Source organism: Pseudoalteromonas arctica A 37-1-2 (genome assembly GCF_000238395.3).
Classification (GTDB): domain Bacteria; phylum Pseudomonadota; class Gammaproteobacteria; order Enterobacterales; family Alteromonadaceae; genus Pseudoalteromonas; species Pseudoalteromonas arctica.
In genome coordinates this window covers 73,790-97,261 of the sequence record NZ_CP011027.1, presented here as the reverse complement: position 1 = coordinate 97,261, position 23,472 = coordinate 73,790, and the positions used below count along the sequence as shown (strand labels likewise).

Below are 23,472 nucleotides of genomic sequence, written 5' to 3'. Positions count from 1 at the left end.
TAGGTAAAATATAACTTGAGGAATATTTTTATCGTTATTTTAAAAATGACTATTGAAATACAAGCTCCCCTCATCATCGAAATATAAGCTAATTAGAGAGTATATTTTAATGTCTAATATGTGTAATCTAGTAAAAACACCAAGAATATGTCATCAACTAGCAAATACAGTCTCGACATTGGAAGAAGAAATGAGTATCGATGAGAAAAAGAAAGTAGTTTCAAGGGATTCTCTTCCTAAACACATAAAAAAGAGCCATCAGATAGTATTTAGTCGCCAAGATTTATCTGCCCGTGAAGCAGATATATTTGCACTCATGATTGCAACTATGAAAGAAAGTGATTGGGTTGGAACAACCCCTAAATACGAGTTTTCAGCATCTCAGCTCTCCAATTGGCTCAATATAGCGCCAAAACATATAGCGACATACCTTAACCCTGTAGCTATGCGGCTATCACGATATAGCGTTGGTATAAAAACTGAAGATGGTAATGGTGAAATTGAATTTGACTATAAACCAATATTTAAAAATATAAGCTATAAAAACCGCACATTTACAATGATACCTAATGATCTTCTGAAGTCTGAGTTTATAGAGTATAAGCAAGGATTTGCGCTGATCAATACCACAAGCTTTTTATGCATAAAACAGGAATACGCAAAGCGACTCTATGAAATACTTAGTAGGTTTAAAGAGCCCGGCTACGAAATGCACTTGATTAAGCTTGATGAACTAAAAGGTTTATTTGGTCTATATGATGAAAAAGGGAATTTAAAATCAGATAAATTATCTTTTAAAAATAATGGGGTTTTTATGCAGAGATGCATTAGAAGCAGCATTGATATTCTCAAGGCCAATCCTACAACAAATAAAGAGCTATTATTTTATGAAAGTGCTAATGGTGAAGTTGGCTACGAATTAAAAAAACAAGGCAACAAAATCATAGCTATCAAATTCCTTATGAGTTGGATAACAAAAGGCAATATTGAGGAATTTAATGAACGCGATGCTATTACAACTATTAAAAAGCTAGAGCTTAAAAGGCAGCAATTAAAGTCTGAAGGCAATGGTAAAAAATTATCAACTGCAGAACTTAAACTGTTACTTTCTGCATACAATTACACTGGTAATGAGAAGCTATCTAATAAAATAGCTACAACCTTGATTGAAAGGCGTAATAACCGCGCAGAACAAGCATCCAGCAAAGAAGAAATAGATATTGCGAATAAACTGACTATAGATAATTTAGATATTCCATATTAAAAAGCATATTACATATTTTTGGTATGTGCTCTCAATAACACCAAAAATATGTAATGTAGCTCATATAAAATATGCTCACGTAGACCTATTTTTAATAACTTCCCATAAAATACGACGAATATAGCCCTACAAATAAATAAAACACCAAAAATATGTTGCGTACATGCAAAGATATAACCCCTAACACCAAAAATATGTTGCATACCTACAAAAATATAATCCCTCAACACCAAAAATATGTTACGTACATACAAAGATACAAGCTCTCAACACCAAAAATATGTTACGTACATACAAAGATACAAGCTCTCAACACCAAAAATATGTTACGTACATACAAAGATACAAGCTCTCAACACCAAGAATATGTTACGCATATACACAAATACAAACTTTCAACCTCAGAATTGTGTTAAATATATTAAAAAAGAGCTTAATCTATCATTTTGCATGCTAGCAATGAGGCATATACTATAAAAATAGTGTATGTCGTCAGAACCTTATTCTAAAAAAGAACACCAAATATATGTAATCTAAACACCAAATATATGTAATCTAAACACCAAATATATGATCCGAAACACCAAATATATGATCTAAAACACCAAATATATGATCTAAAACACCAAATATATGATCTGCTACCATCTTTTTATCTTTTAATAACAATAACTTACAGACGCCTATAGTTCTTATAGATCTTATAGTTTTAATAGATTTAATAGAATTAATAGGTACTGTGGATATGTGAATAAGTTAATGACGATTCTAACGAGTTAATTGGATCAACATCTTACTAACTCATTGGTGAAATAGTTAATAATCAAGACTAATTACTCTATTAAGCTACTATTAAAAAGAATTAAGCTTTAAAAACACTATGGAGTAACTAAATATCTGATCTTTGAAGCACCCCTTGATAAATCAAGGGGATTCTTGTCGTCAACGGTTTAAGCATTGTGATACTAGATCACTTTAGACTTCTAAAACCTCTTACAAGCATTTAATGTGTCGGTACTACCTACCGCCACAAATTATTCAAGCTATTAGCCTTAATCCCTCATTATGGATATTAATAGCTGCATTATGATCTCTATCGTGGATAGCTCCACATTCACAAGACCACGTTCTTATCGCTAATGACCATTTACCAGAATGCAGCGAACCACACTCATTACACATTTTACTTGATGTAAACCACTGGCTAATAGCTGACACTTTAGGGCCATACCAATCGGCTTTATATTCTAACTGTCTTACTATTTCACCAAAATTAGCATCGTGGATATGCTTAGATAGCTTACGGTTCTTAACCATGTTTTTGACTTTCAATGACTCGATACCTATCACTTGGTTCTCGTTTACAAGTTTCGTTGTCATTTTTTGGGTAAAGTCTTTGCATGAGTTTGCTATCTTTTCGTGAATTCGAGCAACAACACGTTTTTGCTTGTTGAAGTTGTTGGAGCCTTTTTTCTTCTTGGCTAGTTTACGTTGTGCTTTGGCTAGCTTGCTAGCGTACTTGTTTGTTAATCGTGGATTATTGAACTTAGTGCCATCCGAACAGATAACAAGATCTTTAATGCCAACGTCTACGCCTACCGTTTTATTCGCTACTGGTCGTTTTTTAATATCTTCTTTAACTAAGATACTAATGAAGTACTTACCTGATTTAGTTTTAGATACAGTCAGCGAACTAGGCTTACCAGTAAATGAGCGTGACCACTTAATTTTTAATGGCTGCTTCATCTTAGCAAGTGTTAACGATTGCTTATCAGCCTCCCACTTAAAGCCGTTACTCATATAGCTTACTGATTGATTACCATGTTTATTTTTAAACTTAGGGTAGCCAAAGCCAGACTTAAAGAATGATTTGAAGCCTTTATCTAGGTGCTTTAATGCTTGCTGCAATGGCACATTTGAAACATCTTTCAACCATGCAAAACCAGGGTTCTTTTTAAGCTGAGTGAGGTTTTTACTCCAATCGTTATAATTGGTTTTATTACCTAAGTCGTATTGCTCTTTAGAGTAACCAAGTGCTGAATTATAAGCGAAACGAACACAGCCAATGTATGAGTAAGCATTAGCGCCTGTTCATTATTTGGGTAAACTCTGTATTTGTATGCTATTAAAACCACTTTGTCTTACTCCTTGCTTTTTCTTATTATATATACCTAAGTATGACGATCAATTATTGGTCCATTATAATTATGACGCATAAGAATGAGGCAGAAGTAAGAAAAGGTCGGCACTGTGTTAGCGCATTACATGCACATTTAGTATTCGTGACAAAATACAGGCGCAAGGTGTTTAATTATGTAATTTTAAATCGGCTAGAGGCGATACTATTAGGTGTGTGTAAAGATTTTGAAGTTGATTTAGTCGAATTGAACGGTGAGCAAGATCACGTTCATTTGTTAATTGAATACCCTCCTATCGCTTAAAGGTGTTAGCTCAAGACTAATGAGGAAAGAGTTTACAGAAATACACCGCAACTTATGGAACGGTGCGCTTTGGTCGCCTAGCTACTTTGCTGGATCTTGCGGTGGCGCGTCATTGGACGTATTAACAGCCTATATAGAACAACAAAATAGACCTAAGAAATGTTAATGCTACGCATTAAAGACTTACATCCCCGACATAAATGACGGGGTTTTTCATCAGGAACGATAAAGCACTTTGCTGGCAATACTCAGTGATAGTTAAATTGCTAGCTTGCTACTCTTCTATAATACTACGCCAGTACTCAAGGCTACGTGTTTTCCTCATGTAAAGCTGGAGAAAGATTAATAGCTTTAACTGATTATTAGCAGGTGCCCTTTATTAGACGCTTATGGTAGTTATTACCTATTCATAAAGGCCTTTGAAAGGTCCTTTAAAAGACTAAAAACCAATCAAATATTTAACTTGAACAGGCAAGTATATATTTAGGTCTCTAAAGAGACCATTTAAGTTTTATTTTTAAACGCTACTTTTATTTTGGATAAATATCTCACTACCAAGTCACAATCCCAGATAAATAGGAAATGCTCCAATTAATCCCTGTAATAGCTATGTATGAGCTATTTTTGCGGAAATATGCATTACAATCCCAGAAATAAAGGGAATGCTCCTACCAATCCTCTGTAATAGCTATGTATGAGCTATTTTAGTGGAAATACGCATCACAATCCCAGAAATACAGGGAGTTCTCTTATCAATCCCCTGTAATAGTTATGTATAAGCTGCCTTCGTGGAAATATGCATCACAATCCCAGATAGATAGTTATTTGGGAAGTGATTGGAAAGTTCCATGGGGTTTATTCTAAGTAATGAGGCAGAGTATTTTCCCCATTTAATGATAGAAGTTCTGCAGATGAGAGGTTTTGTTTACTAACGAAATACTTGAAAGCAAGTCGTCAACAAAGAAGGGCGTTTCGATAGTACAATTATCAAATCGGTACGGATGTGAAATCCCTAATAAGAAAACTTTTTATCAACTTTTTGCCGTAAAACACCGTTCCTTTAGGTCGGTGATATAAGGCAATAGTCGCGAAGCGACTAAGTGGGTTGTTCCTTTTTGATTGACTGTATATAATAACAGTATGATTATTCGCAAAGCTTATAAATTTCGTTTAAAAACAACACCCGATATTAACGCTAAAATGGTGCAATATGCGGGAAATTGTCGATTCTTGTGGAATAAAGCCTTAGCGATTAACTTATTTAAGTTACAGAATGAACAAAAAATTTGCTACTACCAAGAGTTGGATTTCTTTTCCAAACTTTGGAAAAAAAGCGAGGAGTATGGCTTTTTAACACTATCGCCCGCACAAACTATCCAACAAACATTAAAACAGCTTGAACGCGCCTTTAAAGACGCATTCGATAAAAACCAACCACTCAAACGGGTGCCTACTTTTAAGAAAAAAGGAGAGGTGAATAGCTTTAGTTTTCCACAAGGCTTTAAAATCGACAAGAATGGGAAACGTATTTTTTTACCTAAAATCGGTTGGGTTAATGTTAGAAAAAGCCAAACTATTTTAGGAAAAGCTAAAAACGTCACTGTTTCACAAAAAGGAAAGCACTGGTTTGTTTCAATCCAAGTTGAACAAGAAGTAGCACCACCTAAGCACCCATCAAACGCCATAATTGGCGGAGATTTAGGCGTGAAACGCCTAATTACCTTTTCTGATGGCAGTTTTGTGGAGCCGATAGATACCAGTAAACAGACAATCAGGATCAAACGATTACAGAAGCAACTTGCTAGAAAAGTGAAATTTTCAAGTAACTGGAAAAAATTAAAAGCAAAGATCACAACATTTCATACGAAAGTTGCCAATATTCGTCATGACAAATTACATAAGATCTCAACACAGTTGAGCAAAAGCCACGCAATCATCGTACTAGAAGATCTTAAAATTAGAAATATGACGAAAAACAGCAAAGGCAACAGTGAGCAGCATGGAAAAATGGTGAAACAAAAATCTGGCTTAAACCGCGTCATTCTCAATCAAGGATGGGGAATGTTTAAAGAGATGCTGAAATATAAGCAGGATTGGCTCGGCGGTCAGGTTATTTTTGTTGATCCGAAACATACCAGTCAAACGTGTCCAGCGTGTGGCCATCAATCAAAAGATAACCGATTAACGCAGTCTAAGTTTGAATGTGCGAAGTGCGGTTATCAAGATAATGCGGATCATGTTGGCGCATTAAATATTTTAGCGCGAGGTCATCGCGTTCTAGCCTGTGGAGAGATTGACATTAGTCAGCTTGTTGAAGCAGGAACTTGCCTTATGAGTGATCATAAGGCCCCGATGGTTTTAAACTAATCGGAATCCCCCTCCTTTCCTGAACTTGTTCAGGCGCTTAGCGAGGTGGGGGAGGATGTCAAAAGAGGGTTGCTCAATGCTGGCACAAACTAGCGATAAAAACCTTTACCCCAATCAAACTTAGATTACGAAGAAGTAAGTTGCGGGCTGGTGACTTCTTTGGCCAGCTTTTGTGATGTCAGGATAGATAGCGCTTTAACTAGTTTTTAAAAGCGCTACCTACGGCCCACCACCTAAACCCTATAGTTGGTTGCATCGGTTTTCCCAGATAGAGCCGGAATAACCCCCTGAAAACACCTAAATACAGGGAAATAAATCAAATTCCAACCTAAGTCATTGATCTATAACTAGAGGTTTACTGCATCGGTTTTCCGAAGAAATCCCAGATAAACTCTCTTTCAAGCCTAAGAGAAGCAGAGCTTAAAGCACAAAATAAACCTAAGCCATTGTTTTATAACTATAGGTTTGTTGCATCGGTTTAAAGCAGGGTATATAGGTTTGCTGCATCGGTTTGAGTGATTGACAATGGTGAACAAGGATTGATACATCAGAACATACGTCAAATGGATAAAAAACAGTCTAATATCACAACTTATTTCATAAAATACAAAAATCACCTGTGAGCAACTGAGGTAAATAGACCGAAAAACCCTATAGGTTTAGTGCATCGGTTTAAGAAAAATAGTGAAAACTCCGATATTACAATCATAAACGCACGAGGAGGCGTTTGTAACTGTGCGTTCTTAGTTCTTCTTACTACCCACATAAACTGTGTTGATATGAGACACATGATCATTACATAATCTTTGCCCCTTAATCTTAATGTGTATATTATCTCAACTAATAAAACAAAAGGATTAGCTATTTAGTTATTAACTAACACGGCTTGGCAGGGAATAGTATGTCGTTACCAGATTACCAATCATTCATGACTCCATTACTGCAGTGCTTAGCTAACGGTAAAACCGTCAAGCTTAAAGACATTGAAGCAAGCGTTTATCAAAACCTCGGTTTATCAGTAGAGCAGCTTAAGCTACGTATACCTAGTGGTAAACAAACCTATGCCTACCATCGCTTGCAATGGGCTAAAACATACTTAGTTAAAGCAGGGTTAATTGAGCAACCTAAAAGAGCCTTTTGTACCATTACGAGCAAAGGTTTATCTGCGTTAGCAACAGGTGAACAAATCAATAACCAGTATTTAAGCCAATATCCTGAGTTTTTAGATTTTAAAACCCGTACTAAAGATACTAGCGACTCACTAGACGAAAACACCACTAGCTTAGTAAATAGCAACTCACACAAAACACCCGAAGAGCTTATAGAAGCAGCGGTAGATACACTCAACACTAACTTAAGCGACGAAATACTACAGGCCGTGCTGTCAGCCTCCCCAGCCTTCTTTGAAAACCTTGTAGTCGATTTAATGCTAGCCATGGGGTACGGTGGCTCTCGCAAAGATGCAGGGCAAGCTACTCAGTATACTCAAGATGGTGGCATTGATGGCGTAATAAAAGAAGATAAACTCGGCCTCGAAATGATATATTTACAGGCTAAGCGCTACACCAATAAAACAGTGGGTAGAGCAGACATACAAGCCTTTGCGGGCGCACTTGATATGCACCGCGCTAAAAAGGGCGTATTCATCACCACCAGCGGCTTTAGTAAAGATGCACTGGAATATGTAGGCTTAATAGAAAAGCGCATAGTGCTTGTAGATGGTAAACAACTTACAGAGCTAATGCTTACTCATAACTTAGGCGTTAGCACCAAACAAGTATTTGAAGTAAAAGCGCTCGATAGCGATTACTTTTTAGAAGATTAACACGCACGTGCAGTGCGTATGTAGAAGCTCTACACAACTAATTAAGAGATTAGATTAATGGTTCAACAACACCAACAAGAATTAAAAAAGCAGCTTTGGAATATTGCTAACAGCTTGCGTGGCAATATGTCGGCTGATGACTTTCGTGATTACATACTTGGGCTTATTTTTTATAAATACCTGTCAGATAAGCTCAATACCTATGCTGATCAGCTACTAAGTGAAGACGGTATTGTATTTGCTAAAATTGACGAAACTACAGCAGAGGGACAAGAGTACTTAGAGGCAGTAAAAGAAGAGGCGCTTGATAAGTTAGGCTACTTTTTAAAGCCTGCAGAGCTTTTTCATGTACTTGCTGAGCGCGGTGCTAACGATAAGTTTATTTTAGACGATGTAACCAACGTACTTAACCATATTGAACAAAGCACCATGGGCGCAGACAGCGCCGACGATTTTAACGGCTTGTTTGACGAGCTAGATCTAACCTCTAACAAGCTAGGTAAAACACCCGATGCGCGTAACAAGTTAATAGCCAAAGTATTAGAGCACCTTGATAACATCGACTTTCACCTAGAAAGTAGCGAAATAGACATACTTGGCGATGCGTACGAATACCTTATTGGTATGTTTGCTAGTGGCGCGGGTAAAAAAGCAGGTGAGTTTTATACGCCGCAAATGGTATCTAAGTTACTAGCAAAATTAGTAACCTTAAATAACCCGCATATTAAATCGGTTTACGACCCTACGTGTGGCTCTGGCTCATTGTTACTACGTGTTGCTAAAGAGGCTAATAATCCTGATTTAAAATTTTACGGCCAAGAACAAAACCCAAGTACGTATAACCTAGCGCGTATGAACATGATTATGCACGACGTGCATTACACCAAATTCGACATTCAAAACGACGACACGCTAGAAGTACCCGCACACCTTGAGCAACGCTTTAGTGCCGTAGTCGCTAACCCGCCATTTTCGGCTGATTGGTCTGCCAACCCACTACACATGAATAACGAGCGCTTTGCCGACTACGGTAAGCTGGCACCAAAAGGCAAGGCCGACTTTGCTTTTGTACAACACATGATCCACCAGCTTGACGAAAGCGGCACAATGGCGGTGGTATTACCGCACGGCGTGTTGTTTCGTGGTGCTGCCGAAGGGCATATACGCAAACACCTCATTAAAGAAAAAAACTACCTTGATATGGTAATAGGCTTACCTGCTAATATCTTTTTTGGCACGTCTATTCCTACCTGTGTATTGGTACTAAACAAACACCGTAAAGCCGACGACAACGTATTGTTTATAGATGCCAGCAATCACTTTGAAAAAGGCACTAACAACAACGTAATGCGTGAGGAAGACTTACAACGAATTTTAGATGTTGTAAGCAAGCGCGGTTTCATTGATAAATATGCTTTTACGGCCACTCAAGCCGATTTAGCAGAGAACGACTACAACCTGAATATTCCGCGCTACGTAGACACCTTTGAAGATGAAGCGCTTGTTGATTTGAGTGAAGTTGCAAAGCAGTTGCTTGCAAATGATAAAGCGATGCTTGAAACAGATAAAACAATTGCAGGTTTTTGTGATGAATTAGGTATTGAAGTGCCATTTGAGGTGTGTGAATGATACCGGCATTAAGGTTTAGCAAATTTAAATCTGAGTATTTACCTAAAATTATTGATGAAATCGCAAAAGTTACTTCCGGTGGGACACCTAGTAGGGCGAAAGCTGATTATTGGAATGGTCATATTCCTTGGGTCACAACTTCACAAATAAATTTTAAAGATATTACAGCGGCAGATGAGTACATTACAGATTTAGGCTTAAAAAAAAGTTCTGCAAAATTATTTCCAAAGGGAACCATACTACTTGCATTATATGGACAGGGGATAACCAGAGGCAGAGTCTCAGTTTTAGAAATAGAAGCTACAACAAACCAAGCATGCGCGGCTATTATTTTGGAGTCAGAAGATGTAAATACAAGATTTACTTTTTACTATTTACAATCTAAGTATGAAGACATCCGAAATCTAGCAAATGATGGTGGACAAAAAAATCTAAGCGGTGGGTTAGTTAAAAGCCTCTCAGTGGTGTTACCTTCAGATGTTATGGAACAAGCTGAGGTTGCTGACTTCCTCACTTCCGTAGACAATAAAATCAGCCAGCTCATTGAAAAGCATTGCTTATTAAAAGACTATAAAAAAGGCGTAATGCAACAGATTTTTAGCCAACAAATCCGCTTTAAAGACGATGATGGAAACACTTTTCCTGAGTGGAATACACATGAATTAGCTATGCTTTCTGAATCAGGTATTTCTAATGGAGTTTTTAATGACCCTAAAAAGGTAGGAAAAGGCTTCCGATTGATTAATGTTAAAGATATGTATAAAGGTGATTCAATTGAATATTCTGAATTGACTCTTTTGGATCTAGAGCCAAAACTATTTGAAAAAAACAAAGTGAAATACGGAGATATATTTTTCACTCGATCATCAATCGTTCCCACAGGAATTGCTTTTAGTAATGTTAATTTATCTGAGAAAGAAGATATAACCTTTGATGGACATTTAATGAAAATAAGCCCTAATAAGAAGCTTGTTGATCCTCTTTTTCTTGCATATTACCTCAGAAGTTACGCTCCACGTAAAGCATTAGTTTCTCGAGGTAAGCAAAGCACTATGACTACTATTGCTCAAGATGATATTAAAGATATTAAATTAAATATACCGGCCTTAAAGGAACAGCAAAAAATAGCGCAATTCTTACAATCGCTCGATAAAAAAATAAACGCTGTTAACGAACAAATAGAACAAACGAAGCTATTTAAAAAAGGCTTACTACAGCAAATGTTTGTGTGAGAAACAATGACTAATAAAATTAACGACAACCCAATAGCGAATATTATTGATATTCAAACTTTGCAAGAAAGCGTAGAGGTTGAGTGCAAGCTGGCTGGTGGCCGCGACGGCCATGGCGCAGTGCCTAACGATATGTGGGAAACCTATAGTGCATTTGCTAATACCCGTGGTGGCTTAATTTTATTGGGCATTAAAGAGAAAAAAGGCACGTTTACAGTTGAGGGTATAACAAACCCAGCGCCGCTAATTAAGAATATTTGGGATACAGTAAATAATCCCAATAAAGTGAGTGTTAATTTACTTAGCGAAAGCGACGTGCGCGTTGAAACACTTGAAGGCAAGTCGGTTATTGCGATTACTGTACCACGCGCTCCGCGGCAAAGTCGCCCTGTATTTATAAATGCAAACCCACTTAATGGGACCTATCAGCGCCGTTATGAGGCCGATCAAAAGAGTTTGCCACCGGCAGTAAATAAAATACTGGCAGAGCAAGAAGAAGTGCGCGACAACCGCATTTTAGAACACTTTACCTTAGACGACATAGACCCCGAAAGCCTGCGCATTTATAGGCAGATGTTTGTTGATGCCAAGCCACAACACCCTTTTTTAGAAGTAAGCGATCAAGAGTTTTTGCGTTCAATACGTGGCTGGCAAAAAGACCGCGCAACAGGCAAAGCAGGCTTAACCCTTGCAGGCCTGGTAATGTTTGGTAAGTGGGATGCGATTCAAGACGCACTACCAAGTTTTGCACTCGATTATCAAGAAAAAGACGACAGTACACACCGCTGGATAGACCGAATTTATACCGATGGTTCTTGGTCGGGAAATGCTTTTGACTTTTATCGTAAGGTTTACCGTAAGCTCACGGTAGATTTAAAAGTAGGCTTTAACCTAACCGATGGCGGGCAACGGCAAGATACAACCCCAGCGCATGAGGCTATTCGTGAAGCACTTGTTAATACACTCGCACATGCAGACTTTAGTACCGAAAGTAATATTTTAATTGAAAAACACCCTGACTTTATCGGCTTTAGAAATGCAGGGCTTATGCGAGTGCCTGTACATGAAGCTAAAGCAGGCGGTAATAGCCAGTGCCGTAATCCCGCTATTCATCAAATGTTTTTAAATATTGGTTTGAGCGAAAAAGCAGGCTCGGGTATTCCTAAAATATACAGTAATTGTAAAGCGCAAAACTGGCAGCCCCCACATCTATACGAAAAAGACGAGTTAAACCAAACCTTATTAGAGCTGCGTATGGTAAACATGGTATCGCCAGAGTTACACCAACGCCTAATTGAAACGTATGGTGAAGGTTATAACAAACTAAGCGAGCTAAAACGCACCATTTTAATGACCGCTATCACTGAGTCATGGTTTAACCACGAGCGTATTTGTTCGCTCACTTCAGAGCATACGAGAGAAGTGACACTTGCGTTAAGCCAGTTAGTTAATGCAGGGTACTTGGAGTCGGCAGGCCAGCACCGAGGCAAGATATATCATTTAAAAGGGATAGAAGTGCCAACGCCAGACAATGAGGCTGGTAGAAACATTAGCTTTGTATTATCACCTACTCAGGCAGCGTTGCCCTTGATTGGTAGTAAAACAATTAATGAAGTGCCGGACTTAACAGAGCCAATGCCGGAGCTTAACCCGCCAGTGCCGGAGTTAGTGCCGGAGCTCAATCCGCCAGTGCCGGAGTTCGATTTAAGTGCTTCTAACCTTTGGCTTGAACTCAAAGAAATAGCATCGTCTATTGCCAAAAATTCAGGACGTAAACAAAAGCCTGATGTACAAAAAGCGATAATTGATTTATGTACTAAGTCGGCTCCTAATTGCTTAAGGCTTAGCGATATAGCGCAGTTGCTTAACATGAATACTGATACATTGAGAAAGCATTACTTACGTGAGATGGTTAAAGAGCAGGTATTATTTTTGGCCTACCCAACAATACCGAATCACCCTGAGCAGGGTTATAAGTTACACAAAGATTAGCAACAAGCTATGAATGTATTGCATAAGGCTAGTACCAAGGAATTGTAGATATAATGACTTACCAAAGTGAACAACAATTAGAAGATGACTTAATTGCACAGCTTAGCGAGCAAGGCTTTACGCGCGTAGTTTTAAAGGACAACGCCGCTCTTGAGGCTAACCTTAAACACCAGCTAGAAAAAGTGAATAACTGTAAGCTGAGTGATACTGAGTTTACACAAATACTAGGTAAGCTTGGTAAAGGGAATATATTTGCTAAAGCCAAAATATTGCGCGACCAGCTTGATGTAGCACTTGATAACGGCGATAGCAGGCACTTAACCTTGTTGTTTGATGAGCCGAAGCAAAACAGCTTCCAGGTAGCGCAACAAATAACGATAAAGGGCACGTATACTAACCGATACGATGTAACGCTATTGGTTAATGGCTTGCCGCTGGTACAAATAGAGCTAAAGCGCCGTGGTATTGAACTAAAAGAAGCGTTTAACCAGATTAAGCGTTATCAAAAGCATTCGTTTCATGCCAACCATGGTTTGTTTAACTATGTGCAGCTGTTTGTAATGTCGAATGGGGTTAATAGCCAGTACTTTTCTAACAACAGTGAAATGTCGGCTAAGCAAACCTTTGACTGGACTGATAATGAAAATAATAAAATAAGCCAGTTACATGACTTTGCCGAAGCATTTTTAACGCCTTCGCACTTAACGCATATGCTAACCAAGTACATAGTGCTTAATGAAACAGGTAAGTACTTAATGGTGCTTAGGCCGTACCAGTTTTATGCAGTAGAAGCGATTGTAGAGCAAGTTAAAACCACAACTGATAATGGCTATATTTGGCATACAACGGGCTCGGGTAAAACGTTAACCTCGTTTAAAGCGGCGCAAATTATGACCTCGCTGAGTGAGGTTGATAAAGTAGTATTTGTAGTAGACCGTAAAGACCTAGACTACCAAACAGCGCTTGAGTTTAATGCGTTTGTAAAAGGCTCTGTAGACAGCACCGACAACACCAGCATGTTGTTCCACCAGCTGTTAGATAAGCCTATGAAAGGCAAAAAGGTTAATCAAAATCGTAATACTAAGCTGGTGGTAACTACACTACAAAAGCTTAATAACGTGGTGACTAAACAGCGCTATTTAAAAGAAATGCAAAGCCTGCAGGATAAGCGCATTGTGTTTATATTTGACGAGTGCCACCGCAGCCAATTTGGTGATACACATAAAAATATTACCGAATTTTTTAATAACGCGCAGTTGTTTGGTTTTACGGGTACGCCTATATTTGCCGACAACGCCGTTGCTAAAAACTCAGTTAAACGCACCACAAAAGATTTGTTTGGTGAGTGCTTACATCCTTATGTAATTGTGGATGCAATACGCGACGCTAACGTGCTTAAGTTTGCTATTGAGTACGTTGGGCGTTACCAATACAAAGATGGCTCTAACAACAACCTAGACATTGAAGTTGAAGACATCGACACCAAAGAGCTTTTAACCTCTCCTGCGCGCTTAGATAAAATAACCGATTACATTATTTCCCAGCATAATCGTAAAACGCATAGTCGTGAGTTTAACGCTATGTTTTGTGTTTCAAGTGTGGCTGAGCTTATTCAATACTATGAGCTATTTGCAGCGAAAAAGGCACAGGGAAAACATAACCTTAAAATTGCCACCATATTTAGCTATGAGGCTAATGAAGAGGAAGAATACGAACTAGGTAATAGTGATGACCCAAGCATTAAAGAAGCCTCTGTTAAGTATTTAAATGAAGGGCAAGCTGTCAAGCTACATAGCCGCGATAAGTTAGACTTATTCATTAACGACTACAATGCTATGTTTGGTACAAGCTACTCCACCAAAGACAGTAAGTTATTTGAAGACTACTACAAAAATATATCTAAGCGCGTTAAAGCCAAAGAGATTGATATATTGCTGGTGGTGAATATGTTTTTAACCGGCTTTGATGCCCCAAAACTCAATACGTTGTACGTTGATAAAAACCTTAAATATCATGGTTTGGTGCAGGCCTTCTCGCGCACTAATCGATTATTGGGTGAAACTAAATCGCACGGCAATATAGTGTGTTTTAGAAACCTTAAAAAAGCTGCTGACATTGCTTTTACGCTGTTTTCAAACAAGCAGCCTAAAGAATATATAGAAACCCCTTCGTATAATGAGCTACTAGTCGATTTTAACGACGCCTATGGTGCGCTAATCGCAATTACGCCTACCGTTGACTCAGTTAATGCTTTACCTGATGAAGAAGCTCAGGCGTTGTTTGTGAGGCAGTTTCGTGAGCTTATGCGCTTAAAGAACATGTTAAGCAACTTTGCTGATTTTGATATGGACTCAACCGCTATGGGCGAGCAAGAGTTTCAAGATTATACGAGTAAGTATGCCGACCTTGGCAGGCAGCTACGTGAGAACTCAAGTAAAGAAAAAGTATCGGTTTTAGATGACGTTGATTTTGAACTAGAGCTACTACACAGTGATATAGTAAATGTAACCTATATTTTGCAGTTATTGCGAGAGTTACACGGCGAAGAAAGCGGCGACGAAAAAGCCCGTAAACGTCAAGTAATAGCAAACCTTATAGCCACAGATCCAACCTTATTAAGTAAAAAAGCACTTATAGATAAGTTTATGGACGAGCACTTACAAGGCATACCTGCCAGTGCTGACGTTGATGAAGAGTTTGAGCTTTATTGGGAAAAAGAAAAGCGCCTAGAGCTTGAGAGGTTTGCCCACGAGCAAAAGTTAAACCAAGATCGCCTAGAAAAGCTAGTAACGCGTTATGAGCTAAGTGACGAAATGCCACTAAGGGATGACTTTGCTGATGTACTAGAAACCAAACCCAGCCTTTTACAACGCAGAAGAATACTGCCAGTAATAACGGATAAATTTAAACACTTTGTTGATACGTTTATCGCAGGGTTTTAAAGGAGTGAGGTGTTTTTCGTAAACCGTGAACGGTTTGTTAGGGACGTATAAGAAAATGTTGTATTTATGAATTTCGAACGTATTTGGAGTGAGTTTACGAAAGCTATATCTTAGTGTAGCAGGGCAACGTGTATTGAAATTACACAACAAAGTATAAAAATGAGACTGTAAAGCTGATAACTTTCTGGACTAGTTTTTTCGGCCGCTACGTGCCAGAAACGGATATTGGTATCACCTCACTTGAGGCTAAAATAGCAAGGTACGAGCACAGTCACCTGTTTTTCGTTCTTTGCAGTGACTTGTTAGTACTCATTACCAAATAAATATCCAGCTAGCTATGAGCATAGCTGAAACAGAAACTAATCCGATTTTGTTTGATGTTGCTGAAAATACAGTAAAACGTTGAGTAATATGTTCAGGTTCACCGCCTTTAACATGATAAAATACGTCAAATTTTTGGATTATAGGATTTGTACCAAGCCACATACCGAATGCAATTACCAAAAAAAGTGTTGTAAAACCAAATAATCCTCCTGATTCAAGGTTACTCCTAACTAAATATAAGAAAATAAATAATGCGCCATAACCAAAAGAATAAAAGTACTTTCGTTCTTTTTCACTAATTAGCCTTAGAATATGGTTATGACGAGATCTATCTTCTTCTGAGTACCATACTTCGGTCATTTATTTACTCCATGCTTGAACCTATGACATGTGTGCTAACAATTTAATAGTGGTGCTAATCAAGCATATTTCTGCCGACTTCACGCTCATTTATCTACTTTTAACAAATTACCTAAGATATGTAAGCGTCTAGCGAACCACACCTAGCATCGATGTTCTGATTATCTAAAAATACCTGCTCAATGATAAATTCGGAGCAGGTGATGAAAACTTACAGAACAAGCGCACAGTGGCAGCAGCTTTTGCTGAAACGCAGTACGTTTAGTGGTACTAATATTGAATTCTGCCAACACCATAATGTCGCTATTACGACTTATTATAAACAACGTGCTTTACTGGCAAAAGACCAGCCTAATTCCACCTTGCCAGTGCACACGCAGTGCCTTACATCATCACGTTTTGTCCAGGTAAAACAAACTACTGAAGTCTGCGCGCAAACTCGTCAAAATACGCTGCAGTTTGATACGCTAACCGGCCAACTCACGTTTCCTATCGATTTAGCGACGGCCGATATCGTTGCCATTATTAAAGGGCTAACGGTATGAGGATGTTCGTTGATGTACCCACCGTCTATTTATGTGCCGATGCCGTTGATTTTCGAAAATCAATTAATGGTCTGGCGGCGTTGGTGGAAGCAGAGCTTGAACTACCCGTGCTCAGTGGTGCGCTATTTGTGTTTTGTAATAAAGGCCGTGACAAACTCAAACTGCTTTACTGGGATAACACCGGTTTTGCACTGTGGTATAAGCGATTAGATAAGCATAAGTTCAAATGGCCCAAACTCATGTCACCCACCATGACCTTAAGCGAGCAGCAATTACACTGGTTATTATCGGGTTATGATGTGATTGGACACAGTAAAATTGATGTCGCAGGTAAGCAAATGCTTTAATATTTGCGATCGATTGATGATCATCAAAGTGAGTTCAGTTAGCACTGCAAAGCCTTTGATGATGCCTTAAAATAGGCGTCATGAAAAATGAACTCGCCCTTAAACAGCGCATTGCTGAACTTGAAAAACTGTTAGCGCAGAAGGATGCCCAGATTGCGGCATTGGAAGAGCGCTGGAGCTTGGCCCAACAAAAACAATTCGGCAAAAGTGCTGAAGGCTTTGCCGGGCAAGGCGAGTTATTCAATGAAGTGGAAGAAATTGTTGAGGAAGTTGAGGCAGAGCAACAATCCATTAGCTATACCCGTAAAAAGCCGGTGCGTAAGCCACTGCCAAAAGACTTACCTCGTGAGCAGGTTATTCACGACATCATCGACAAAACCTGTGATTGCTGTGGCGGTGAGCTACATAAAATGGGTGAAGATAAGTCAGAAAAGCTTGAGTTCATACCCGCTAAAATCAAAGTGATTGAGCATATTAGGCCTAAATACGCCTGCCGTCACTGTGGTAAATCCTCAACTCAGACACAGATTAAACAAGCCTCAATGCCTGCCATGCCCATCAACAAAGGCATTGCAACCAGCAGTTTGCTCAGTCAGCTTATCACCAGTAAATACCAATACGGGTTACCGCTGTATCGCCAGGAAGCGATGTTTAAGCAATACGGTATTGAACTCAGTCGACAGACCATGAGCAGCTGGATAGACAAATCAGCCACACTCTTCGCGCCATTAGTTGAACGGCTTAAAGCCGAGCTGTTAAAGCAACCCACGCTGTTTGCCGATGAAACGCCATTAAAGGTGGTGAAATCGGACAAAGTAAACAGTTACATGTGGGTGTATTGCTCGGGTCGAGATTCACCAGACCCGAATAATCCTATCCCTAATATCGTACTTTACGACTTCCACAATAGTCGCGCGGCCGCCTGCGTGGTCAATTATCTTGATGGATATCAAGGGTACTTGCACGTGGATGGCTATCAAGCCTATGCCAGAACAGAGGCAACCTTAATCGGCTGCTGGGCGCATGCTCGTCGTAAATTTATCGACGCGAAAAAGCTACAAGGTAAAAACAAAACCGGCAAAGCGGATGTGGTATTGAGCCTTATCCAAAAACTGTACGGCGTTGAGTCACGCATCAAAGATAAAAGTGTGGATGACAAATATACGGCAAGACAAGAGGTTAGCCTGCCTATTCTTAGCAAGCTAAGAATATGGCTTGAGCAGGATCAGCCAAATTTAGTGGGGAACAGCAAACTGATAGAGGCAGCTAATTACCTGGCAAATCAATGGCACAAGCTCATACGCTATGTTGATGATGGCCGACTTAGCATCGATAATAATAGAGCAGAACGCGCGGTAAAACCGTTTGTGATAGGCCGAAAGAATTGGTTATTTAGCCAAACGGCTAACGGTGCCCATGCTAGTGCCACCCTTTACAGCATTGTGGAAACCGCCAAGATAAATGGTCTAATCCCATTTAATTACATCTGTGCTTGCCTTGATGAACTGTGCCAGCCTGAGCCCGATATCGACAGCTTGTTACCCTGGAATTTTAAAACATAGGTGTAGTTCGCTAGACGCTCACCTTAATTGCGGTGATTTATAGGCGATGAAACCTCGTTAAACGTTATTAACGCAGAGAAAGCGACCAGCTATATGTGGCTGTACTGTTGTGGCGATGATAAGCCGGGTAAAGACACTAATATTGTCCTGTTTGATTATCATAATAGTCGCGCGGCCCACTGTGTAGTTGGTTTTCTTGACGGTTATCAAGGCTACATGCACGTTGACGGCTACAAAGCATACGAGCAAACGAAGGCAACACTGGTTGCGTGCTTAGCTCATATACGCCGTAAGTTCATCGAGGCCAAAGGCAATAATAAAAAAACCGTTAAAGCGGATGTAGCACTTAACCTTATTCGCAAACTCTATGGTATTGAGCAAGCCATCAAAGGTAAATCGGTCAGTGAAAAATTCACCGTTAGGCAGCAAAAAGCCAAACCAATCGTTGATGAATTGTATCAATGGTTACTCAAACACAAAGATAAAATCCCTCCCCAAATGGCGCTAGGGAAAGCAATTACCTATGCGATAAACCAGTTTGAGAAATTCAGGCGTTACCTCGATGATGGCAGGCTCAGTATTGATAATAACCGAGCAGAGCGAGCCATAAAACCGTTCGTAATAGGGCGGTTTTATGGCTGTTCTCAAATACCAGTAATGGCGCGCATGCCAGCGCCATACTCTATAGTCTTGTTGAAACCGCAAAGGCAAATGATCTTGTAGTGCATGACTACATCTCAATGTGCTTGCAACATATTGCAGAGCAGCCAAGTAACCTTGAGCCACTGCTACCTTGGAATATTAAGCAAGGCTAGGTGTCGTTAGCTATACGCTTACAGCAGAAGTTACTATTTGAGTGTTTTGGCTAAAAATGTTTGTATTTTTTGATCTATAGCGGACATGGCTGAAAATATTCTTAATTGTCTAACATAGAGTATTAGATTAAATATATTTTTGAATTATTATACATTCTAATAACATTTACACTTCATAAGCTCAAGTGCTGAATAAATACACCAGCCCATATTAAAGTTGCGATGATAACGCTCACCATCACAGCCAAAGAGCCTAAGTCTTTCGCTAAACCTGACAGCGGATGAATTTCCGCGCCAATTCTATCGACTACTGCCTCAATAGCGGTATTGAAGATTTCTGCCAACAATACGAATAATAAAGCGCACCAAAGAATCACGTACTCAAAAAGTGAAAATGGAAAGAATAAACAGCCCACAACGAGAAGAACTGACAGCCAGAATTCTTGTTTAAACGCTGCTTCATTTGCTATCAGCCATTTAAACGCTCTGAGTGAATGCCCCGCTGCTAGGTATATTCGTTTTATTCCCGTCGGCTTTTGCTTAGTACCCATTGATTGGCTCCTGTTGGCTATTCTTAGCATTAGGTTTGGAATTAGGAAAGTGTAAGGTACGAAACACTACCGCGGCTATCAAACAAATGATTAACCATGACAACGTCATCGTTGTTAGTGTGTGACTTAAAAAATGGTCACCTATCGCCATCTTATAACTCCCCATAATCCAGCCAGTAGAAACAGCAAACGCTATCGCAATACATTGGTATTTCGGACGATAAAACAAAAAGAATAATGACATTAAGGCAAAACCACCGCTGGCATGACCCGCAGGAAAGCACTTGTACTTTTTAGTTGACTCAAACGATTCAGGCATTAATTCAAACGCCTTAACATAAGGGACATCGCCGCCATATAGTTCAAGCTGCGCAGGACAAGCACCATTGGTTGTTGCTTTTAAACCGCCGATGACTGACGGCACTAACATCAAAGAGAAAATAACCACTAATAATCGCTTTTGAAAGTGCTTAGAGTACTTGCGTCTACAAGCGATAACGTAAAAAGCAATGAGCGACAGTGCCAACAAAATAATGCTGTATTTAGGCAACAAGTAAAAAATAAAACGATAAGGCTCTTCATATTTATCAATTAACCACGTTTGGTTGGATGCATTGAATAACAAATTTTGAAGCCAAATATCGCTATTTGTTGTTTCAAATAAAAAAGCAATAAGCGTTAATGCATACATTGAATAAAGCAGGTGTTTACTCAAGTTCAAAACAATTCTCCATTTGCAAGGTGTTCCCTACTACCACTTCTATGGTCGAGTGGTGAATACCGTATTGAGCTGCGAGCAAATCTTTAATTGGCTTAAGATCTTGGAATTGTTCCATCGTTTTTAAGTTAACACTGGTTTCTAAATACACTTCGCTATCATCTAATTGCCACACATGAATGTGTCTTACTTTTTCAACATTCTCCATTGATTCGATATCCTTACAAATCTTATCGATATCGATATCAACGGGGACCGCTTGCATTAAAATACGAATACTTTGCTTAGCTAAAATAATACCGTGGTACACCACATAAACCGAGATAAGTATGGTTGCCAATAAATCGACAACATACCATTGATATAAAATGATCAAACTACCCGCAACAATGACAACGACAGAAGCAAAGGCATCAGATAAATTATGAATAAATGCCGCTCTGAGATTCAAGTTATTCTTCGCGCCTGCTTGATAAGTCAACCACGCGGTTATGGAATCAATCACTAAGGCTATTGTCGCAATCCAAACAACAATCCAACCATCAATAGGTTGAGGGTTAAAGTACTTCTCAACTGCGGCATAAATGAGATATATACCAAGAATAATAAGGGTAGTACTGTTGATTAATGCCCCGATAATTTCAGCCCGTTTAAAACCAAAAGTCATTTGGCTATTAGCGGGTTTTCTTGCAATTTTTCTCGCAACAATCGCAATAACGATAGCGCCTGCATCACTGAGGTTATGAAGCGCATCAGCAATCAAGGATAAACTACCTGATAAAACCCCGCCGATAACTTGGGCCACAGTAAGTAAAATATTGATAAATACTGCCATGCTTAATTTTCCGTCATGGTTATGTGCATGGCTGTGCGTATGGTTATTATTTGACATTTACTCTTCCTCTTGCGTAACAAATAGTGGTGATGGCGCTTTTTCAGGCAATGACATATCTGTGCTGATATTTAACGCATGTAGTAAAGAAAAAGAAAAAGCATCGTGAGAACTTTCTTTTTTACTTTGTTTGACCGTACTTTCCATATCAACGTGTGATGAAGAGCCGAACCAAGCAATTAAAGGTACATGAGTCTGTTCTTCAGGCGCCAGCATGTAAGGCATACCATGTAAGTAGAGTCCGTTCTTACCTAACGATTCACCATGATCGCCAATATAAAACATGGCAGTTTCAAAGTTGGTATTGTTCTCTTCTAATAAATTAATGGTTTCATTGATAAAGTAATCGGTATAGAGAATGGCATTATCATACGCATTAACAATTTCGCTAGTTTCACAGGCGGAGAGTTCGCTTGTTTGACAGGCAGGAGTGAACTTCTCAAAGTCTTTGGGGTATCGTTTGTAATATGCCGGGCCGTGGTTGCCCATTTGATGAAGCACTATGAGTACACTACCTTCTTGATCATCAATATACCCCTGTAAACCGTCTAACATACCAATGTCACGACACTCTATATCGCACACTGAATTTAGCTCAGGTGATTTGAAATTTTGGTATTCGACACGATCTGCGACGCCTTTTGAACTAGAGTTATTGTCTCGCCAAAGGACACTTACCCCGGCTTTGGAAATAACATCTAATACGTTTTGTGTTCGCCGTGCTTTTTTATTATCAAATGACTCTCGGTTATCGAATGAAAACATACAAGGGACCGAAATCGCGGTTGATGTGCCACAAGCATAGAATTTATCAAAACTAATTAAATCATCTCTTTGAGCTAATAATGGTGTAGTTTCTCGTTTATAGCCATTTATAGAAAGATTACCCGCATGGACAGTTTCACCGACAATGACAATGTAGAGTTTTTTATGCGACTCTTTATCAATATCATTGGCAGAGTTTACTACCATTAAAAATTCGTTATTTTCTTGCTGTTCAAGCACGTCCTTGAGGAAAAATCCCGTAGAGTAAATGGGATAGATAGGATTTAAGTAAAATCTTAATGGCTTGTGTTCTCTAAAGAAATTAGTGAATTGAGCACTAAAAATATAAAGTGAAACAGTAATTACACCAAGTGCCATGATGGTATTACTTATTTGTAGCCAACAGTTTTTTGTCCATGACGATTTATCTATTTTGACCATAAAAAGGCAAGCTATAGGTACTATGGCTAACAACAAAACAGTTAAAAAATACTCAAATGACAGTAAGTCAGTTGCTTCATCGATATTCGTTTCAGCAATGTTTTGAATCATTACATTATCAATGATGGTGCCAAAGCTATCGGTATAATAACCAGCCATGGCAGATAAGAGTAAAAGACTGCTCAGTACTATTCGAACGGGAATGATAATACTGAAAAATGACACAATAATGGTTAATACACTCATTACCACAAGAGTCAGCGCGATAATAAAACCTTGATTATCTTGCCACGGGTATACCGAATTAACTTGTTCAAAAAATGTAGAATTGCCCGTCACTATAATAAATAGCACGGTGGCGATAATAAGGAGGTTTGGCGAATAATTGAAAAACGACAGCTTTTTCATCATTATTCCCTAAATTTAGGATGCAAAAATTCGAAGCTAATAAAAGCCTACT

General features: G+C 39.0%; 17 protein-coding genes and 2 pseudogenes. 13 read left to right on the top strand and 6 right to left on the bottom strand.

Features of this window, described 5'->3' with window-relative positions; genetic code table 11:
- Positions 1-190: 190 nt before the first annotated feature.
- Positions 191-1,264, top strand: coding sequence for a replication initiation protein (locus PARC_RS21450; protein ID WP_010554747.1), 1,074 nt, complete (start codon positions 191-193; stop codon positions 1,262-1,264).
- A gap of 1,038 nt (positions 1,265-2,302) precedes the next feature.
- Here the strand turns inward: PARC_RS21450 and PARC_RS21445 are convergent.
- A pseudogene (locus PARC_RS21445) lies at positions 2,303-3,399 on the bottom strand (RNA-guided endonuclease TnpB family protein).
- A gap of 72 nt (positions 3,400-3,471) precedes the next feature.
- On the opposite strand from PARC_RS21445, the pseudogene tnpA reads away from it, so the two are divergent.
- The 7 genes and pseudogenes from tnpA to PARC_RS21405 all read left to right on the top strand — a co-directional run bounded on the left by tnpA (position 3,472) and on the right by PARC_RS21405 (position 15,692).
- Positions 3,472-3,871, top strand: a pseudogene (gene tnpA, locus PARC_RS21435) (IS200/IS605 family transposase).
- 974 nt (positions 3,872-4,845) lie between these two features.
- Positions 4,846-6,072, top strand: coding sequence for an RNA-guided endonuclease InsQ/TnpB family protein (locus PARC_RS21430; RefSeq protein ID WP_010554749.1), 1,227 nt, complete (start codon positions 4,846-4,848; stop codon positions 6,070-6,072).
- Positions 6,073-6,973: 901 nt separating this feature from the next.
- On the top strand, positions 6,974-7,897 hold the full coding sequence (locus tag PARC_RS21425; protein WP_010554750.1) for a restriction endonuclease: 924 nt from the start codon (positions 6,974-6,976) through the stop codon (positions 7,895-7,897).
- A gap of 57 nt (positions 7,898-7,954) precedes the next feature.
- Positions 7,955-9,526, top strand: a complete 1,572-nt coding sequence (locus PARC_RS21420; RefSeq protein ID WP_010554751.1) for a type I restriction-modification system subunit M — start codon at positions 7,955-7,957, stop codon at positions 9,524-9,526.
- A complete protein-coding gene (locus tag PARC_RS21415) occupies positions 9,523-10,758 on the top strand; it encodes a restriction endonuclease subunit S (protein ID WP_010554752.1) in 1,236 nt (411 codons plus the stop codon). The genes PARC_RS21420 and PARC_RS21415 overlap by 4 nt, the downstream gene beginning before the upstream one ends.
- Positions 10,759-10,764: 6 nt before the next feature.
- Positions 10,765-12,750: an RNA/DNA-binding domain-containing protein gene (locus PARC_RS21410; RefSeq protein ID WP_010554753.1), complete on the top strand. Its 1,986-nt coding sequence runs from the start codon at positions 10,765-10,767 to the stop codon at positions 12,748-12,750.
- Between the two features lie 53 nt (positions 12,751-12,803).
- Entirely contained in the window at positions 12,804-15,692 is a 2,889-nt protein-coding gene (locus PARC_RS21405) for a type I restriction endonuclease subunit R (protein ID WP_010554754.1), read from the top strand.
- A gap of 312 nt (positions 15,693-16,004) precedes the next feature.
- Here PARC_RS21405 and PARC_RS21400 read toward each other — a convergent pair whose 3' ends face one another.
- Positions 16,005-16,376: a hypothetical protein gene (locus tag PARC_RS21400; RefSeq protein WP_010554755.1), complete on the bottom strand. Its 372-nt coding sequence runs from the start codon at positions 16,374-16,376 to the stop codon at positions 16,005-16,007.
- 203 nt (positions 16,377-16,579) lie between these two features.
- Between PARC_RS21400 and PARC_RS21395 the strand changes: the two genes are divergently transcribed.
- The 5 genes from PARC_RS21395 to PARC_RS21920 all read left to right on the top strand — a co-directional run bounded on the left by PARC_RS21395 (position 16,580) and on the right by PARC_RS21920 (position 19,645).
- Entirely contained in the window at positions 16,580-16,921 is a 342-nt protein-coding gene (locus tag PARC_RS21395; protein ID WP_008467385.1) for a hypothetical protein, read from the top strand.
- Positions 16,918-17,268, top strand: a complete 351-nt coding sequence (tnpB, locus tag PARC_RS21390; RefSeq protein ID WP_010554756.1) for an IS66 family insertion sequence element accessory protein TnpB — start codon at positions 16,918-16,920, stop codon at positions 17,266-17,268. The genes PARC_RS21395 and tnpB overlap by 4 nt, the downstream gene beginning before the upstream one ends.
- An 80-nt stretch (positions 17,269-17,348) precedes the next feature.
- Positions 17,349-18,830, top strand: coding sequence for an IS66 family transposase (tnpC, locus tag PARC_RS21385; RefSeq protein WP_010554757.1), 1,482 nt, complete (start codon positions 17,349-17,351; stop codon positions 18,828-18,830).
- A 93-nt stretch (positions 18,831-18,923) separates the two neighbouring features.
- The gene (gene tnpC, locus PARC_RS21380) at positions 18,924-19,553 is read left to right on the top strand and encodes an IS66 family transposase (protein ID WP_021032143.1); all 630 of its coding nucleotides are present in this window, start codon (positions 18,924-18,926) and stop codon (positions 19,551-19,553) included.
- The gene (locus tag PARC_RS21920; RefSeq protein WP_021032142.1) at positions 19,553-19,645 is read left to right on the top strand and encodes a hypothetical protein; all 93 of its coding nucleotides are present in this window, start codon (positions 19,553-19,555) and stop codon (positions 19,643-19,645) included. Before tnpC (PARC_RS21380) ends, PARC_RS21920 begins: the two co-directional genes overlap by 1 nt.
- A gap of 173 nt (positions 19,646-19,818) precedes the next feature.
- Here PARC_RS21920 and PARC_RS21375 read toward each other — a convergent pair whose 3' ends face one another.
- From PARC_RS21375 to PARC_RS21360, 4 genes are read right to left on the bottom strand one after another with little or no spacing between them, the layout of a single operon-like run.
- Positions 19,819-20,196, bottom strand: a complete 378-nt coding sequence (locus PARC_RS21375; protein ID WP_010554758.1) for a diacylglycerol kinase — start codon at positions 20,194-20,196, stop codon at positions 19,819-19,821.
- Positions 20,186-20,917, bottom strand: coding sequence for a phosphatase PAP2 family protein (locus PARC_RS21370; RefSeq protein WP_002962876.1), 732 nt, complete (start codon positions 20,915-20,917; stop codon positions 20,186-20,188). Before PARC_RS21370 ends, PARC_RS21375 begins: the two co-directional genes overlap by 11 nt.
- Positions 20,904-21,806, bottom strand: coding sequence for a cation diffusion facilitator family transporter (locus tag PARC_RS21365; RefSeq protein ID WP_002962881.1), 903 nt, complete (start codon positions 21,804-21,806; stop codon positions 20,904-20,906). The genes PARC_RS21370 and PARC_RS21365 overlap by 14 nt, the downstream gene beginning before the upstream one ends.
- On the bottom strand, positions 21,807-23,423 hold the full coding sequence (locus tag PARC_RS21360) for a phosphoethanolamine transferase (protein WP_238142582.1): 1,617 nt from the start codon (positions 23,421-23,423) through the stop codon (positions 21,807-21,809).
- Positions 23,424-23,472: the final 49 nt, after the last annotated feature.

Excerpts from the sequence above, each read along its gene's own strand:
- PARC_RS21395 (WP_008467385.1), top strand. The coding sequence starts at position 16,580 with ATGAAAACTTACAGAACAAGCGCACAGTGGCAGCAGCTTTTGCTGAAA.
- PARC_RS21360 (WP_238142582.1), bottom strand. The coding sequence starts at position 23,423 with ATGATGAAAAAGCTGTCGTTTTTCAATTATTCGCCAAACCTCCTTATT.
- tnpC (WP_021032143.1), top strand. The coding sequence starts at position 18,924 with ATGTGGCTGTACTGTTGTGGCGATGATAAGCCGGGTAAAGACACTAAT.
- PARC_RS21420 (WP_010554751.1), top strand. The coding sequence starts at position 7,955 with ATGGTTCAACAACACCAACAAGAATTAAAAAAGCAGCTTTGGAATATT.
- PARC_RS21405 (WP_010554754.1), top strand. The coding sequence starts at position 12,804 with ATGACTTACCAAAGTGAACAACAATTAGAAGATGACTTAATTGCACAG.
- PARC_RS21425 (WP_010554750.1), top strand. The coding sequence starts at position 6,974 with ATGTCGTTACCAGATTACCAATCATTCATGACTCCATTACTGCAGTGC.
- PARC_RS21450 (WP_010554747.1), top strand. The coding sequence starts at position 191 with ATGAGTATCGATGAGAAAAAGAAAGTAGTTTCAAGGGATTCTCTTCCT.
- tnpC (WP_010554757.1), top strand. The coding sequence starts at position 17,349 with ATGAAAAATGAACTCGCCCTTAAACAGCGCATTGCTGAACTTGAAAAA.
- PARC_RS21375 (WP_010554758.1), bottom strand. The coding sequence starts at position 20,196 with ATGGGTACTAAGCAAAAGCCGACGGGAATAAAACGAATATACCTAGCA.
- PARC_RS21365 (WP_002962881.1), bottom strand. The coding sequence starts at position 21,806 with ATGTCAAATAATAACCATACGCACAGCCATGCACATAACCATGACGGA.
- PARC_RS21410 (WP_010554753.1), top strand. The coding sequence starts at position 10,765 with ATGACTAATAAAATTAACGACAACCCAATAGCGAATATTATTGATATT.
- PARC_RS21415 (WP_010554752.1), top strand. The coding sequence starts at position 9,523 with ATGATACCGGCATTAAGGTTTAGCAAATTTAAATCTGAGTATTTACCT.
- PARC_RS21430 (WP_010554749.1), top strand. The coding sequence starts at position 4,846 with ATGATTATTCGCAAAGCTTATAAATTTCGTTTAAAAACAACACCCGAT.
- PARC_RS21400 (WP_010554755.1), bottom strand. The coding sequence starts at position 16,376 with ATGACCGAAGTATGGTACTCAGAAGAAGATAGATCTCGTCATAACCAT.
- tnpB (WP_010554756.1), top strand. The coding sequence starts at position 16,918 with ATGAGGATGTTCGTTGATGTACCCACCGTCTATTTATGTGCCGATGCC.